The sequence below is a fragment of the Nocardioides psychrotolerans genome (assembly GCF_900113685.1).
GTDB classification, from domain to species: Bacteria; Actinomycetota; Actinomycetes; order Propionibacteriales; family Nocardioidaceae; genus Nocardioides; species Nocardioides psychrotolerans.
In genome coordinates this window covers 46975-61743 of the sequence record NZ_FOQG01000012.1, presented here as the reverse complement: position 1 = coordinate 61743, position 14769 = coordinate 46975, and the positions used below count along the sequence as shown (strand labels likewise).

Genomic DNA, 14769 nt, shown 5'->3' with positions numbered 1-14769 from the left:
TCAGAGGTCCTGGAGGTAGGGGTTGGTCACGCGCTCGCGGCCGATGGAGGTCTGCTCGCCGTGGCCGGGGAGCACCACGATGTCGTCGGACAGCGGAAGCACCTTCTGGGCGAGGCTGCGCAGCATCGTGGGGTGGTCGCCTCCGGGGAGGTCCGTGCGGCCGATGGACCCGGCGAAGAGCAGGTCTCCGGAGAACATCACCTCCGAGATCTCGGCCTGGTCGTAGGGCGTGCGAAACGTGACCGACCCCTCCGTGTGGCCCGGGGTGTGGTCGACGACGAAGCTGAGACCGGCGAGCTCGAGCACCTGGTTGTCGCTCAGCTCCTGGACGTCGTCGGGCTCGGCCCAGGTGTAGTCGCCGCCGAGGAGCATCGCGGTGGTCTCGCGGGACATGCCGGCCATCGGGTCGCTGAGCAGGTGGCGGTCGCTGGGGTGGACCCAGGCCGTGGCGTCGTAGGTGCCGGCGACGGGGGCGACGCACCACATGTGGTCGACGTGCCCGTGGGTCACCAGGACCGCTACAGGCTTGAGACGGTGCTCGCGCACGACCTCCGCGACGCCCGCTGCAGCGTCCTTGCCGGGGTCGATGACGACGCACTCGCTGCCCGGGCCGGTGGCGGCGACGTAGCAGTTGGTGCCCCAAGGACCTGCGGGGAAGCCGGCGATCAACACTCGGTAACACTATCGAGACCGACACGGCGCCGTCTCGGCGGTCTCTGGCACTAGGGTGGGCCACTGCTATGCAGGCGACCGAATGAGGGACTGGCAGTGACGAGCACCGAATGGGGTCGTGTCGACGACGACGGCACCGTCTACGTGAAGACCGCCGAGGGCGAACGAGCCGTCGGCCAGTACCCCGTGGGGACCCCCGACGAAGCCCTGAAGTTCTACACCGACCGCTACCTGGCGCTCGAGACCGAGGTCTCGCTGCTCGACCAGCGCGTGCGCTCCGGCGTGCTCGGTCCCGACGAGGCGACCGAGTCGATCAAGATGGTGCGCGGACAGCTGGTCGAGGCCAACGCGGTGGGCGACCTGGCCGGTCTCACCGGCCGACTGGACTCGCTCGGACCGGTGATCGCCCAGCAGCGGGCACTCAAGCGCGCCGAGAAGGCGAAGAAGTCCGCCGAGGCGAAGGAGCAGAAGGAGAAGCTCGTCGCCGCGGCCGAGAAGATCGCCGACGGCAACGACTGGCGCCACGGCGCCAACAAGCTGCGTGAGCTGCTCGACGAGTGGAAGGCACTCCCGCGCATCGACCGCCCCTCCGACGACGCACTGTGGAAGCGCTTCTCCGGCGCCCGCACCGCCTACACCCGACGCCGCAAGTCCCACTTCGCCGAGCAGGACCAGAAGCGCGACTCCGCCCGGGTCGTCAAGGAGCGTCTGGCCACCGAGGCCGAGTCGTTGTCCTCCTCGACCGAGTGGGGCATCACCGCGGGCCGCTACCGCGACCTCATGCGTGACTGGAAGGCCGCGGGTCCTGCGCCCAAGGACGTCGACGACCAGCTGTGGGCGCGCTTCCGTGGCGCCCAGGACGCGTTCTTCGGGGCACGCGACGCCGCCAACGCCGCGCTCGACCAGGAGTTCGCCGCCAACGCGGAGGTGAAGGACGCGCTGATCGTCGAGGCCGAGGCGTTGCTTCCCGTCACCGACGTCGAGGCCACCAAGAAGACCTTCCGCGACCTCGCCGACAAGTGGGACGCCGCCGGCAAGGTGCCCCGTGACCGCATGAAGGACCTCGAGGGCCGCATGCGCACCGTCGAGCAGACGATCCGCGGGCTCGAGGAAGAGCAGTGGCGCAAGTCCGACCCCGAGAAGTCCGCGCGCGCCGATGACATGGTCGCGAAGCTCCAGGCCGCGATCACCGGTGTCGAGGCCGACCTCGAGAAGGCCCGCACTGCGGGGAATGCCGCGAAGGTGAAGGAGCTCGAGGAGAACCTCGCCTCCCGACGGGCGTTCCTCGAGATGGCCAAACGCGCGTCCGACGAATTCTCCGGTTGAGCACGGCCCGGCGAGCAACGAGCGAGAGCGGCGGGTCGCGCTACTGCGTGACCCGATAGGCGTCGAAGACGCCCGGGACACCGCGGACGGCCTTGAGGACCGTGTCGAGGTGCTTGGCCTCAGCCATCTGGAAGGTGAAGCGGCTCTTGGCGACCCGGTCGCGGGTCGTGGAGAGGTTGGCGCTGAGGATGTTCACGTGGGCGTCCGAGAGCACCATCGTGATGTCGGAGAGCAGTCGGGCGCGGTCGATGGCCTCGACCTGGATGTTGACCAGGAACGTCGACTGGCCGGTCGGGGCCCACTCGACCTCGAGCACCTTCTCGGGCTGCCGGAGCAGCGAGGTGGCGTTGGTGCAGTCACAACGGTGCACCGAGACTCCCCCACCCTTGGTGACGAAGCCGAGGATGTCGTCGGGCGGGACCGGTGTGCAGCACTTGGCCAGCTTGAGCCACACGTCGGGTGAGCCCTTGACGATGACCCCGGAGTCACCGCCGCTGGACACCTTCGACCGGCCACGGCGACCGGTGATCGTGACCGCCTCGGCGAGGTCCTCCCGCGCGCCCTCGTCGCCGCCGTGCAGCTCGATGACCCGTCGTACGACGGCCTGGGCACTGAGGTTGCCCTCGCCGACCGAGGCGTAGAGAGCGGACACGTCGGCGATCTTGAAGTGGGCAGCCGCCTGCATGAGCGACTCGTGGGACAGCAGCCGCTTGAGGGGCAGGCCCTCCTTGCGCATGAGCTTGGCGATCTGGTCCTTGCCCTGCTCGATGGCCTCCTCGCGGCGTTCCTTGGTGAACCACTGGCGGATCTTGGAGCGGGCGCGCGGCGAGCGGACGAAGGTCAGCCAGTCCTGGGAGGGGGCCGCGTTGGCAGCCTTGGAGGTGAAGACCTCGATGACGTCGCCGTTCTCGAGCGTCGACTCGAGCGGGACCAAGCGGCCGTTGACGCGCGCGCCGATCGTGTGGTGGCCGACCTCGGTGTGGACGGCGTAGGCGAAGTCGACCGGGGTCGAGCCCGCGGGCAGCGCGATCACGTCGCCGCGCGGGGTGAAGACATACGTCTCGGCCCGGTTGATCTCGAAGCGCAAGGACTCCAGGAACTCGCCCGGGTCCTCGACCTCGCTCTGCCAATCGAGCAGCTGGCGCACCCACGACATGTCGTCCTTGTCGCCCATGCGCTCGGTGTCGGCGCCGGTGCGGCCGTCCTCCTTGTACTTCCAGTGGGCCGCGACGCCGTATTCCGCCCGGCGGTGCTGGGCGAAGGTGCGGATCTGCATCTCGACCGGCTTGCCCTGCGGACCGATCACGGTCGTGTGCAGCGACTGGTACATGTTGAACTTCGGCATCGCGACATAGTCCTTGAAGCGCCCGAGCACGGGGTTCCACCGGGAGTGGAGGACACCGAGCACGGAGTAGCAGTCGCGGTCCTCGTCGACGAGGATCCGGATGCCGACCAGGTCGTAGATGTCGGAGAAGTCGCGCCCGCCGACGATCATCTTCTGGTAGATCGAGTAGTAGTGCTTGGGCCGTCCGGTGACGGTGCCCTTGACCTTGGCGTCGCGCAGGTCCTTCTCGACCTGGGTGATCACCTCGGCCAGGAACGAGTCGCGCGACGGGGCGCGCTCGGCCACCATCCGCACGATCTCGTCGTAGATCTTGGGGTGCAGGGTCGCGAACGCGAGGTCCTCGAGCTCCCACTTGATGGTGTTCATGCCGAGGCGGTGGGCCAGCGGCGCATAGATGTCGAGGGTCTCGCGGGCGGTGCGTTCCTGGCTCTTCTGCGGGACGTAGCGCAGGGTCCGCATGTTGTGGAGCCGGTCGGCCAGCTTGATGACCAGGACCCGGATGTCGCGTGACATCGCGACAATCATCTTGCGGATGGTCTCGGCCTGTGCCGAGTCGCCGTACTGGACCTTGTCGAGCTTGGTCACGCCGTCGACGAGCCGGGCGACCTCGTCACCGAAGTCGGCGCGGCACGCCTCGAGCGTGTAGGGCGTGTCCTCGACCGTGTCGTGCAGCAGCGCCGCGACCAGGGTCGACTCGGTCATGCCGATGTCGGCGAGGATCGTCGTCACCGCGAGCGGATGGGTGATGTAAGGGTCACCGCTCTTGCGCATCTGCGTGCCGTGCATGGTCTCGGCGGTCGTGTAGGCCCGCTCGAGGAGCACCAGGTCGGCCTTGGGGTGGTTGGCGCGTACGGCGCGGAACAACGGCTCGAGCACGGGGTTGCCGGTCTGGGCACGCGTGCCCATGCGGGCCAGGCGCGCGCGCATGCTGCGCGCCGACGGTGGCTGCTGGTCGGAGCCGGCCGGGGTGGCTTCGGGCGCGCGCACACGCGTCGGGGGGCCCGTGCGTTCCTCGGTCACGTGGAGAGTCTAGTCCGGCTCACACGACCATCAGCGCGGTCAGCGGAAGGTCGCCGATCGTCGCTCGGCCCGGCAGGAACGAGAGCTCCAGCAGCATGGCCGCCGCTGTGGCCACTCCCCCGCACCGCTCGATGAGCTGCACGGTCGCCGCGACCGTCCCGCCGGTGGCGAGCACGTCGTCGATGACGAGCACCCGGTCGCCGGCCCCGATCGCGTCCTCGTGGAGCTCCAGCGTGGCCTCGCCGTACTCCAGGGCGTAGGAGACGCCGTGCGTGGCCCGCGGCAGCTTGCCGGCCTTGCGCACCGGCACGAACCCGACGCCCAGCGCCAGCGCGACGGGGGCGGCGAAGATGAACCCGCGTGCCTCCATGCCGACCACCTTGTCGACCACGACGACACCGTCGGCGTCACGACCACCCGCGGCCAGGGCCGCGACCACGGCCGCGAAGCCGGACGGATCGGCGAGCAGAGGAGTGATGTCCTTGAAGACGATGCCGGGTTCGGGGAAGTCGGGGACGTCGACCACGAGGCGGGCCAGCGCCTCGCGGGCCTCCTCACTCACCGGCAAGGCTCACTTCTTGCCGCGCTTGGACTTCGTCTGTCGCACGGGCTGGACCCGACCGGAGGCGTTGCCCTGCTTGACCGGGCCTCGCGCGGGAGGCGCCACACGACCGCGGTCGCTCGCCTCGGGCTGACGCGGCGGGGCAACGGCGGACCGGGTGACCGGGCGACCCTCGTCGTCGTCCTCGTCGAGGTCGTCGTCGGGACCGGCCGCGACCGGCATGTCCTCGACGAACGACGGCACGGTGGCGTAGCGGTCGGCCTGCGCCTTGGCGCGGGCCTTGGCGCGGCGCTCCTGGAGGACGACCTCGCTCTCCCCCGACTTGAGGTGCACCAGCACCCGAGGGGCCAGGAAGATCGAGGAGTAGACGCCGACGGCCATGCCGACGAACTGCGCGAGCGCGAGGTCCTGCAGCGAGCTGGCACCGAGCTGGACGGCGCTCACGTAGAGGATCGCGCCGATCGGGATCAGCGCCACGATGCCGGTGTTGATCGAGCGCACCAGGGTCTGGTTGACGGCCAGGTTGGCCGCGTCACTGTAGGACTGACCGCTCTGGAGCCGTTCGTGGGTGTTCTCGCGGACCTTGTCGAAGACGACGACGGTGTCGTAGAGGGAGAACCCGAGGATCGCGAGCAGTCCCGTGACCGCTGACGGTGTCACCTGGAAGCCGGAAAGGGCGTAGATCCCGATCGTGATCATGATGTCGTGGGCCAGGGCGACGAACGCGGCGACCGACATCTTCCACTCGCGGAAGTAGACCCAGATGAACAGCATGACGAGCACGAGGAAGACGAGCACACCGATGGCCGCCCGCTGGGCGACCTCCTGGCCCCAGCTGGCGCCGATCTCGTCCTGCGACAGGTCCTGCGCGTCGAAGTCGACGACCGTCTGCATGGCAGCGACGACCTGGTCGCTCTCGGCCTGGTCGAGGTCCTCGACCTGCAGGATGATCGAGTCGTCACCCGCGGTCGTGGCGGAGGGCGAGGACGCACCCTCGACACCGGCGCCGGCGACCGCCTCGCGCAACGCGTCGGCCGTCTCCTGGGTGGCTTGCGAGGTGCTCACCGGCACGCGGTACTGCGTGCCACCAGTGAACTCGATGCCGAAGTTGAGCGGCTTGAGGAACACGATCGCGATGGCGGCCAGCACCAGGAACCCCGAGATGGAGTACCAGAGCGCCTTGCGTCCGACGAAGTCGATCGAGCGGCGGCCCCCGTAGAGGTCGTTGCCGATCCGTGAGAACTTGCCCATCAGACCCTCCCCTCCACGCGGACGTCCATGCCCAGTGTCTCGGTGCTCAGGCCGGAGAACCGACCACCGCCGTTGAAGAAGCGGAACTGTCCCAACCACGAGACCAGCGGCTTGGTGAACCAGAAGAGCACCGCGAGGTCGATCAGGGTGGACAGGCCGAGCGCGAAGCCGAAGCCCTTGACCGCACCCGTCGCGAAGAAGTAGAGCACGAACGCCGACAGCAGCGACACCACGTTGGCCGCCAGACGCGTGACCTTGGCCCGCTTCCAGCCGCTCTCGACCGCGACGCGCATGGTCTTGCCGTCGCGCATCTCGTCGCGGATGCGCTCGAAGAAGATGATGAAGGAGTCAGCGGTGATGCCGACCGCGATGATCAGGCCCGCGATGCCGGGCAGGGTCAGCGTGAAGCCGGCCGAGACACCGAGCAGCAGCACCATCGAGTAGGTGATGACCGCGGCGATGGCCAGCGAGCCGAGCACCACCAGGCCGAGGCCGCGGTAGTAGAGCAGGCAGTAGAGCATCACGAGACCGAGACCGAAGCCACCGGCGATGAGCCCTGCGTTGAGCTGGTTGCCGGCGAGCGAGGGACCGATGGTCTCGACGGTCACGTCGTCCTGGAAGGCGATCGGCAGGGCGCCGAACTTCAGGCTCGTGGCCAGGCTGGTGGCCGACTCCTCGTTGAAGTTGCCGCTGATCTCGGCCTGACCGTTGGGGATCCGGCCGTTCATCGTCGGGGCCGAGATGATCTGGCCGTCGAGGACGATCGCGAACTGCTGGCCCGTGGAGACGAGGGTGTTGGAGACCTTGGCGAACACGTCCTCACCGATGCCACCGATGTCGATGTTGACGACCCAGTTGACCTCGTTCTGCGGGATGCCGGCCGAGGCGGAGTCCAGGTCGGTGCCCTCGATGACGCTCTTGGAGAGCAGGTACTTGACGACCTGACCGTCCTCGTCGGGTCGCTCGCAGGTGACGAGCGGCTGGTTGGGGTCATCGACGACGACCGGCGGCGAGCCGTCGGTCGGGCACTGGAAGGCATTGAAGGCGTCGATCGAGGCCTGGTCGGGGTTGTTCATCCAAGCGAGCTCCTCGTCGAGGCGCTCCGCCTCGAGCGCGGGGTCGCCCTGCGGCACCACGGCCTGCGACTCGGTCGGCGAGGCCGACCCGGAGGGCTCGGTGCCCGCGGAGTCGCTGGGGCTGTCGGTCGGTGCGGCGCTCGGGGAGGCGGCGTCGCTCGGCGCCTCGGTCGGCGTCGGGGACGTCGTCCCACCGGACTTCGTCAGGTAGCCCAGGGGCGGGCGGTTGGCGGTGCCGTTGCCGGCGCCCTCGCCCGTGCCTGCCCCGCCGGTCGCTCCGCCGGTGGCTCCTTCCTGCGGGACGAACTGGTTGGGGTCGAACTGCTGGTTGGGATCGACGGTGCCGGTGCCGCACGGCGCGAAGTCGGAGCACGCGACCAGGCGGAACCGCAGCTGCGCCTGGCGCTGGACGGTGTCGACCAGGTCGCGGCGGCTGTCGCCGGGGATCTCGGCGACGATGAAGCGGCCGCTCTGCGTGGTGACCTCGGCCTCGACGACGCCGGACCCGTTGACGCGCTGGTCGATGATCTGGCGGGCCTCGTCGAGGCTGCTCGCGCTGGGGTCACCGATGGCGGTCAGGGTGATGCGGGTGCCGCCCTGGAGGTCGAGACCGAGCTCGGGCTTCCAGGTCCCGGAGAGTGCCACCAGCCCGTAGGAGATGGCCACGCCCATGAGGAACACCAACAGGGTGCGTCCGGGGCGGGCGGTCTTGCGAGCCATGTCAGTTCTCCTCCGGCTCGGCCTCGCCGAGCTCCGGTTGTGTGACGGTGCCGACGGCGCCGCGGGCGACGTGGATGACCACGCCCGGAGCGATCTCGACGCCCACGCGGTCGTCGTTCAGCTCGCGCAGCGTGCCGTAGACACCGGAGGTGAGCATGACCTCGTCCCCCACGGACAACGCTGACTGCATGCGTGAGAGTTCCTTGGACCGCCGAGAAGCCGGCCGGATGACCAGAAGCCAGAACAGGAGAGCGATTCCGACGAGCGGCAAGAGCTGGACAAGCTCTGGGGGCACAACATGACCTTCCACGCGACTGATGGGGGGCGCGGCGCACACCCCGAGGGGGGAGACCGACCGCGACGGGAGAGTCTAACCGCGTGGGTCCGTCGTGCGACGAATCAGTCCTCGAACAGCGTGGCTTCGGCGTCCATCGCCAGGGTCGCCTCGGGCGGCACGAGGCCCAGGTGTCGCCAGGCTCCGGCAGTCGCCACCCGGCCCCGCGGCGTGCGGGCGAGGAAGCCGTTGCGGACGAGGAACGGCTCCGCGACCTCCTCGACCGTCTCGCGCTCCTCGCCGACCGCGACGGCCAGCGTGGAGATGCCGACCGGTCCCCCGCCGAAGCGGCGGCACAGGACGTCCAGGACGGCTCGGTCCAGTCGGTCGAGACCGAGCTCATCGACCTCGTAGAGCTCGAGGGCGGCCTGGGCGACGTCACGGTTGACCACGCCGTCGGCGCGCACCTGGGCGAAGTCGCGGACCCGGCGCAGCAGCCGGTTGGCGATGCGCGGGGTGCCGCGGGAGCGCGAGGCGATCTCGGCGGAGCCCTCCTCGGTCAGCTCGACGTCGAGGAGCCCGGCCGAGCGGTGCACGATCCGGTCGAGCTCGTGGGCCTCGTAGAACTCCAGGTGCGCGGTGAACCCGAAGCGGTCTCGCAGCGGCCCGGGCAGCAGCCCGGCGCGGGTCGTCGCCCCGACCAGCGTGAAGGGCGGGATCTCCAGCGGGATGGCGGTCGCGCCCGGGCCCTTGCCGATGATCACGTCGACCCGGAAGTCCTCCATGGCCATGTAGAGCATCTCCTCGGCCGGGCGGGACATGCGGTGGATCTCGTCGACGAACAGCACGTCGCCGTCGTTCATGCCCGACAGGATCGCGGCGAGGTCGCCCGCGTGGGTGATCGCCGGGCCGCTGGTGAGCCGCAGGGGCGTCGACATCTCGTGGGCGATGATCATCGCCAGCGTGGTCTTCCCCAGCCCCGGAGGACCGGAGAGCAACACGTGGTCAGGAGCCCGACCGCGACGCCGCGCGGCCTCGAGGACCAGACCGAGCTGCTCGCGCACCCGGGTCTGTCCGACGACCTCGTCGAGCGAGCGCGGTCGCAGCGCCGCGTCGATGGCGCGCTCGTCACCCTCGAGCTCTGGGGCGGTCAGGGACCGTAGGTGCTGCTCCTCGACCATGTCCAGGTCGTCCTCGTGCACCGCCTCAGGCCTTGCTCAGCGAGCGGAGGGCGGCGCGGAGCAGTGCACCGACGTCGGGGTGGTCGCCGGCCTGGGGCGCCACGCTCTCGGCGGCGTTGTCGGCGTCCTTGGCCGACCAGCCGAGCCCGAGCAGGCCCTGGGTGACCTGGTCGCGCCAGGCCGGGATCATCGAGACCGGCGTGCTGACGCGGCCACCGACGGGCGGGCCGATGCGGTCCTTGAGCTCGAGGATGATCCGCTGGGCGCCCTTCTGGCCGACACCGGGGACGCGGGTGAGCGTCTTCACGTCGTCGGAGGCCACGGCCCGGCGCAGGTCGTCGGGGCTCAGCACCGCGAGCATCGCCTGGGCGAGCTTGGGGCCGACGCCGGAGGCGGTCTGCACCAGCTCGAAGGCCGCCTTCTCGTCGTCGTCGACGAAACCGAAGAGGGTCAGGGAGTCCTCGCGGACGACCATGCTGGTGGGCAGGGTCGCGAGGTGCCCCGGTCGCAGGGTGGCGAGCGTGCCGGGGGTGCACAGCAGCTCGAGGCCGACCCCGCCGACCTCGAGGACGGCGCTGGTGAGGGTCAGCGCGGCGACCTCGCCACGCACGAACGCGATCATGCTCTGCTCCTGGTGGTCCGGGTCGAGGTGGACGTCGGGCGACGGGAGGCCGCGAGCGCCGCGTCGATGCGGGCCTGCGCGCCACCGCGCCAGATATGGGTGATCGCCAACGCGAGGGCGTCGGCGGCGTCGGCCGGCTTGGGAGGCGCATCGAGGCGCAGGATGCGGGTCACCATCGCGCCGACCTGGGCCTTGTCGGCACGACCGTTGCCGGAGACGGCGGCCTTGACCTCGCTGGGCGTGTGCAGGGCGACCGGCAGGCCACGCCGGGCTGCGCAGACAAGCGCGATGCCGCTGGCCTGGGCGGTGCCCATGATCGTGCTGACATCGGAGCGCGCGAAGACCCGCTCGACGGCGACCGCGTCGGGCTGGTGCTCGTCGAGCCACGCGTCGATGCCGCGCTCGATCGTGACCAGGCGCTCCGCGATCGGCAGGGTGCTGGTCGTGCGGATGACGTTGACGTCGATCAGGGTCAGTGGACGACCCACCATGCCCTCGACGACGCCCATGCCCATGCGCGTCAGCCCGGGATCGATCCCCAGCACCCGCATCAGCCCGGTCATCACAACGCCTCTCGTCCGAACACCTGTTCGGAGGTCCACGCTATCCGGCCTGCGGGACCCTCGGGCCCGCGACACGCCCTGGTCAGGCGTCGAGCTCGGCCATGACCTCGTCGGAGACGTCGAAGTTGGCGAAGATGTTCTGCACGTCGTCGAGGTCCTCGAGCACGTCGACCAGGCGAAACATCTTGCCGGCGGCCTCGGCGTCGAGCTCGACCTGCATGTCGGGGACGAACGAGGCGTCGGCGGAGTCGTAGTCGATGCCCGCGGCCTGGAGCGCCGTGCGCACGCCGACCAGGTCGGTCGCCTCGGAGATCAGCTCGAAGGCCTCCCCCAGGTCGTTGACGTCGTCGGCGCCGGCCTCGAGGGTCGCCTCGAGCAGGTCGTCCTCGCTGATCTCCTTGCCCTCCTGGGACCGCGGCACCACGACGACGCCCTTGCGGTTGAAGAGGAACGAGACCGAGCCAGGGTCGGCGAGCGAGCCGCCGTTGCGGCTCATCGCGGTGCGGACCTCCATGGCGGCACGGTTCTTGTTGTCCGTGAGGCACTCGATGAGCATCGCGACGCCGGAGGGGCCGTAGCCCTCGTACATGATCGTCTGGTAGTCCGCGCCGCCCGTCTCCGCACCGGAGCCCCGCTTGACGGCGCGGTCGATGTTGTCGTTGGGGACCGAGGACTTCTTGGCCTTCTGGATGGCGTCGTAGAGCGTCGGGTTGCCCGTGAGGTCACCGCCGCCCATCCGGGCAGCGACCTCGATGTTCTTGATGAGCTTGGCGAACATCTTGCCGCGCTTGGCGTCGACGACGGCCTTCTTGTGCTTGGTGGTCGCCCATTTGGAGTGGCCGGACATGCGTCCCTCTTCTGTGAGAAGTCGGTTGCTCAGGAAGTGCTGTGCACGGTGGTGCCGGCAGTGGAGTCGCGCACAAGGTCGACGAACAGCTCGTGGATCCGGGTGTCGCCGCCGACCTCCGGGTGGAAGGACGTCGCCATCAACGGCCCCTGCCGGACCGCGACGATCCTACTCGCGCCCTCCGCGACCTCGACCTGCCCGAGGACCTCGACGCCCGGGCCGACCGACTCGACCCACGGGGCGCGGATGAAGACGGCGTGCACCTGCCCCTCGACACCCCTGATCGTGAGCTCTCCCTCGAAGGAGTCGACCTGGCGGCCGAAGGCGTTGCGCCGCACGGTGATGTCGAGCCCGCCGAAGGTCTCCTGACCGAGCGAGCCGTCCTCGATGCGGTCGGCGAGCAGGATCATCCCTGCGCACGTCCCGAAGGTCGGCATGCCCCGCTTGATCCGGTCGCGCAACGGCTCGAGCAGCTCGAAGGTGCGGGCCAGCTTGGCCATCGTGGTGGATTCGCCGCCCGGGACGACCAGCCCGTCGACGGCGTCGAGCTCGGCCGGGCGGCGCACCCCGATCGCCTTAACGCCGAGCGTCTCGAGCATCCGCAGATGCTCGCGCACGTCGCCCTGGAGAGCGAAGACGCCGATGGTGGGTGCGGTCACCGCTCTAGTTTAGGAGCGCCCTCGACAGCCCGGCGCACGGCATCCAGACGTCGCTGCCACGGGTCGACCGCTTCGGTCACCGCCCCGGTGTTGGTCAGACGCAGCAGCGCCCCGTCCTCGGCCGTGGGCCAGGTCTGCCCGCCGACGAGGTTGGGATCACCCGTGCGCACGAACGACGCCCAGTAGTCACTCACGACGGCCGCCATCCCCGGGGCGTCCGCCTGGGCCCCGAGAGGCAGGACCCCGTCGAAGACGTAGGGCAGCTCGCTCGCGTGGGGCGCTCCACCGACACGCGCGAACGCTTCCGCGGTGACGACCTCGAAGCGGTAGCGCCAGGTCGGCGCGCGACGGCCGTGCGCGGTGGCGAGCAAGCGGGCGGGCTCGGTGAAGATGGCGTCGGCCATCAGGTGCCGTCGTACGGCGTCGGGGGTGGCGTAGGCGCGGACCAGGCTCGCCTCGCCGGCTGATCGGAGCAGCGCGCGGGCCTCGTCGTCCAGGCCCAGGGGTTTGAGGAGGTCGGCCTCGAGGTCGAGGTCGGTGCTGCCGACGAGGAAGGGGACGTCCTGCTCCTGACCGGCGGCGAAGGCCTGCGCCACGGGCGCGGTCACGAGGGTGCCGTCGACGACCGGCACCTGGCCGGCGAAGACGTCCAGCGGCCAGGTCATCACCTCGGCGGCGTCGAGGGAGCGCAGGGCAGCGGCGTCGAGCGCGCCGGCCGCGGTGGCCAGGCGTCGCCCCTCCGAGGTCGCCTGGGCGAAGGTCTGCGTGGGCTCGCGGCCCAGGCCGGACTGGGAGATCGCCTGCGCGAAGAGGCCGTCGGTCGTCGGCGACGCCATCAGGGCGTTGACGGAGAGTCCGCCGGCGGAGCCGCCGCCCACCGTCACGCGATCGGGGTCGCCACCGAAGTCGGCGATGTTGTCCTGCACCCACTCCAGCGCGGCCACCTGGTCACGCAGGCCGGCGTTGGCCGACTCGGGATCGAGGGCGGGGTGAGCGAGGAAGCCGAGCCGGCCGAGGCGGTAGTTCAGCGTGACCAGCAGGACCCCGCGGCGGACGAACGCCTCGCCGTCAGCGGCCTCGGTGCGTCCCGAGCCCATGACGAAGCCCCCACCGTGGATCCACACCAGGACCGGGAGGTCCTCGCCGACCTCCGCTGGCCGCTCGACGTTGAGGAAGAGGCAGTCCTCGCTGGTGAGCGTGCTGGTGAGCGTGCTGGCGAGCGACGGTGGGTGCAGGCAGTCCGCTCCGAACTGCGTGGCGTCGCGCCCCCCCTCCCACGGGGCCGCCGCTTGAGGCGCCCGCCAGCGCAGGTCACCCAGGGGCGGTGCAGCAAAGGGGATGCCACGCCACGAGCGCACGCCTTCGTGGTCGATCCCTTGGAGCAGCCCGTCGTCGGTCTCGACGACGAGCGCGGAGCCCGCCACGCGCGGCACTGGCTGCACGGGCTGGTCGATCAGGCTGCTGCAGCCCCCGAGCAGCAGCAGACAGACCGCGGCCGCGGCGAGCGCTCCCCGTCGACGATCCACGCGGCGAACCTAGTGGCAGGGTGGGCACCCGTGAGGCGGTTCTCGGCGTGTGCGGCCGGTCGGCTGCGCGGCTCAGGTGCCTGGCCCTGCGCTGGTGCTGGTCGGCACGTGCGCTACCGGGAGAGCCTTGGTGTCCGTCGGTCCACGAGTGCCCCGTCCGGGAATCGGCTCAGCCACAGAGACTGACGACCGCCACGGTGTAGCCGCGCGTCGTCGAGGGACCCGAGGACCACGGCCCGAAGTTGGCCGTCACCCACGCGGTCCCCCCCGAGATCGCGGAAACGAGCGTCGCACTGGTGCCGGCGTAGGTCTGGCTCTGCGCCCCGCCGCTCCCGTAGTGGAGCGTGTAGCTCGTCGCGCCCGCCACGGAGCTCCAGTTGAACGTGACCGAGAGGACCCCCAGTCCGCCGCAGGTGAAGGTCGCCGGTGCTGACGTCGACACTGCCGCGAGCGACGTGCTCGTGACATCGACACCGTCCGTCCAGTTCGCCGACGCCGGCGAGGGCAGCAATCCCGCACCACCGACCACCGCCATCGCGAGCACCCGGGAGGCATGCCGACCGGCCGCCGTCGAGACGGCCCGGCGCTTCCCGCGCGCTGGAGGTGGCGGAGGTGGCGGAGGTGGCGGGCGTGGCACGGAGGGCGGGACGTCGTCGCGGCCACGGAGGAGCACCGAGGCCAGGAACGCTCCGTAGAGGCCGAGCAGGAGCATGCCGACGCGACCCGACATCCAGCCGAGCACGTAACCGAGCCGCGGCACGCTGGCGATCACGCGGTCCGCCTCGCTCACCGTGTGGATCTCGCGGTCGGCCGAGCGGTTGGCGTCGCCCCGGAGGGTCAGCTGACGCTGATCTCCTTGCGAGGCGAGGCTCACGACCCGGTGCGTCACCCGCGTGCCGCCTGCATCCACGACCGACACGACGTCCCCGACGCGCAGGTCGGCGGCGGGGACGGTGCGGACCAGTGCGAGCGCGCCGGTGTCGATGGCCGGCGCCATCGAGCCCGACCTGAAGACGAGGGGACGCACATCGAGCGTCAGGCCGGCCAGCACCACGAGCAGCCCGAGCGACCCCAGCAGGGCCCCGAGGGTCAGGACCAGCTCGCCGACACCTCGCACCAGCCGGG

Annotated in this window: 14 protein-coding genes; 1 reads left to right on the top strand and 13 read right to left on the bottom strand. The window is 70.4% G+C overall.

Translation table 11 applies throughout. The annotated features are described in order from the left end of the window. Positions 1–672 carry an MBL fold metallo-hydrolase gene (locus BM204_RS14690; RefSeq protein WP_091114785.1) on the bottom strand — a complete coding sequence of 224 codons (672 nt, stop codon included), beginning with the start codon at positions 670–672 and terminating at the stop codon, positions 1–3. A 96-nt stretch (positions 673–768) separates the two neighbouring features. On the opposite strand from BM204_RS14690, the gene BM204_RS14685 reads away from it, so the two are divergent. After that, positions 769–1998, top strand: a complete 1230-nt coding sequence (locus BM204_RS14685) for a DUF349 domain-containing protein (RefSeq protein ID WP_091114784.1) — start codon at positions 769–771, stop codon at positions 1996–1998. A 40-nt stretch (positions 1999–2038) separates the two neighbouring features. Here BM204_RS14685 and BM204_RS14680 read toward each other — a convergent pair whose 3' ends face one another. The 12 genes from BM204_RS14680 to BM204_RS14625 all read right to left on the bottom strand — a co-directional run bounded on the left by BM204_RS14680 (position 2039) and on the right by BM204_RS14625 (position 14761). Further along, the gene (locus tag BM204_RS14680; RefSeq protein ID WP_174813022.1) at positions 2039–4270 is read right to left on the bottom strand and encodes a RelA/SpoT family protein; all 2232 of its coding nucleotides are present in this window, start codon (positions 4268–4270) and stop codon (positions 2039–2041) included. Positions 4271–4382: 112 nt separating this feature from the next. Beyond that, a complete protein-coding gene (locus tag BM204_RS14675) occupies positions 4383–4925 on the bottom strand; it encodes an adenine phosphoribosyltransferase (RefSeq protein WP_091114780.1) in 543 nt (180 codons plus the stop codon). A gap of 9 nt (positions 4926–4934) precedes the next feature. Next, positions 4935–6176, bottom strand: coding sequence for a protein translocase subunit SecF (gene secF, locus BM204_RS14670; protein WP_091114777.1), 1242 nt, complete (start codon positions 6174–6176; stop codon positions 4935–4937). Beyond that, entirely contained in the window at positions 6176–7972 is a 1797-nt protein-coding gene (secD, locus tag BM204_RS14665; protein WP_091114776.1) for a protein translocase subunit SecD, read from the bottom strand. Before secD ends, secF begins: the two co-directional genes overlap by 1 nt. A 1-nt stretch (position 7973) precedes the next feature. Next, on the bottom strand, positions 7974–8267 hold the full coding sequence (gene yajC / locus BM204_RS14660) for a preprotein translocase subunit YajC (RefSeq protein ID WP_091114773.1): 294 nt from the start codon (positions 8265–8267) through the stop codon (positions 7974–7976). 104 nt (positions 8268–8371) lie between these two features. Next, positions 8372–9427, bottom strand: coding sequence for a Holliday junction branch migration DNA helicase RuvB (ruvB, locus tag BM204_RS14655; protein ID WP_091114952.1), 1056 nt, complete (start codon positions 9425–9427; stop codon positions 8372–8374). Positions 9428–9452: 25 nt separating this feature from the next. Beyond that, positions 9453–10049, bottom strand: coding sequence for a Holliday junction branch migration protein RuvA (gene ruvA, locus BM204_RS14650; protein WP_091114772.1), 597 nt, complete (start codon positions 10047–10049; stop codon positions 9453–9455). After that, positions 10046–10591 (bottom strand): crossover junction endodeoxyribonuclease RuvC, encoded by a 546-nt coding sequence (ruvC, locus tag BM204_RS14645; RefSeq protein WP_218031239.1) that lies wholly within the window; start codon positions 10589–10591, stop codon positions 10046–10048. The genes ruvA and ruvC overlap by 4 nt, the downstream gene beginning before the upstream one ends. Positions 10592–10694: 103 nt before the next feature. After that, on the bottom strand, positions 10695–11459 hold the full coding sequence (locus tag BM204_RS14640; protein WP_091114769.1) for a YebC/PmpR family DNA-binding transcriptional regulator: 765 nt from the start codon (positions 11457–11459) through the stop codon (positions 10695–10697). Positions 11460–11488: 29 nt separating this feature from the next. Continuing rightward, positions 11489–12118, bottom strand: coding sequence for a pyridoxal 5'-phosphate synthase glutaminase subunit PdxT (gene pdxT / locus BM204_RS14635; RefSeq protein ID WP_091114767.1), 630 nt, complete (start codon positions 12116–12118; stop codon positions 11489–11491). Then, complete coding sequence (locus BM204_RS14630; protein WP_091114764.1) at positions 12115–13644, bottom strand: carboxylesterase/lipase family protein; 1530 nt, start codon at positions 13642–13644, stop codon at positions 12115–12117. Before BM204_RS14630 ends, pdxT begins: the two co-directional genes overlap by 4 nt. Before the next feature lie 169 nt (positions 13645–13813). After that, the gene (locus BM204_RS14625) at positions 13814–14761 is read right to left on the bottom strand and encodes a signal peptidase I (protein WP_170259170.1); all 948 of its coding nucleotides are present in this window, start codon (positions 14759–14761) and stop codon (positions 13814–13816) included. Positions 14762–14769 lie beyond the last annotated feature (8 nt).

Bases quoted from the DNA above. Each gene is read 5' to 3' on its own strand.
- BM204_RS14680 (WP_174813022.1), bottom strand. From the start codon at position 4,270: ATGCGCGCGCGCCTGGCCCGCATGGGCACGCGTGCCCAGACCGGCAAC.
- secF (WP_091114777.1), bottom strand. From the start codon at position 6,176: ATGGGCAAGTTCTCACGGATCGGCAACGACCTCTACGGGGGCCGCCGC.
- secD (WP_091114776.1), bottom strand. From the start codon at position 7,972: ATGGCTCGCAAGACCGCCCGCCCCGGACGCACCCTGTTGGTGTTCCTC.
- ruvB (WP_091114952.1), bottom strand. From the start codon at position 9,427: ATGGTCGAGGAGCAGCACCTACGGTCCCTGACCGCCCCAGAGCTCGAG.
- ruvA (WP_091114772.1), bottom strand. From the start codon at position 10,049: ATGATCGCGTTCGTGCGTGGCGAGGTCGCCGCGCTGACCCTCACCAGC.
- BM204_RS14640 (WP_091114769.1), bottom strand. From the start codon at position 11,459: ATGTCCGGCCACTCCAAATGGGCGACCACCAAGCACAAGAAGGCCGTC.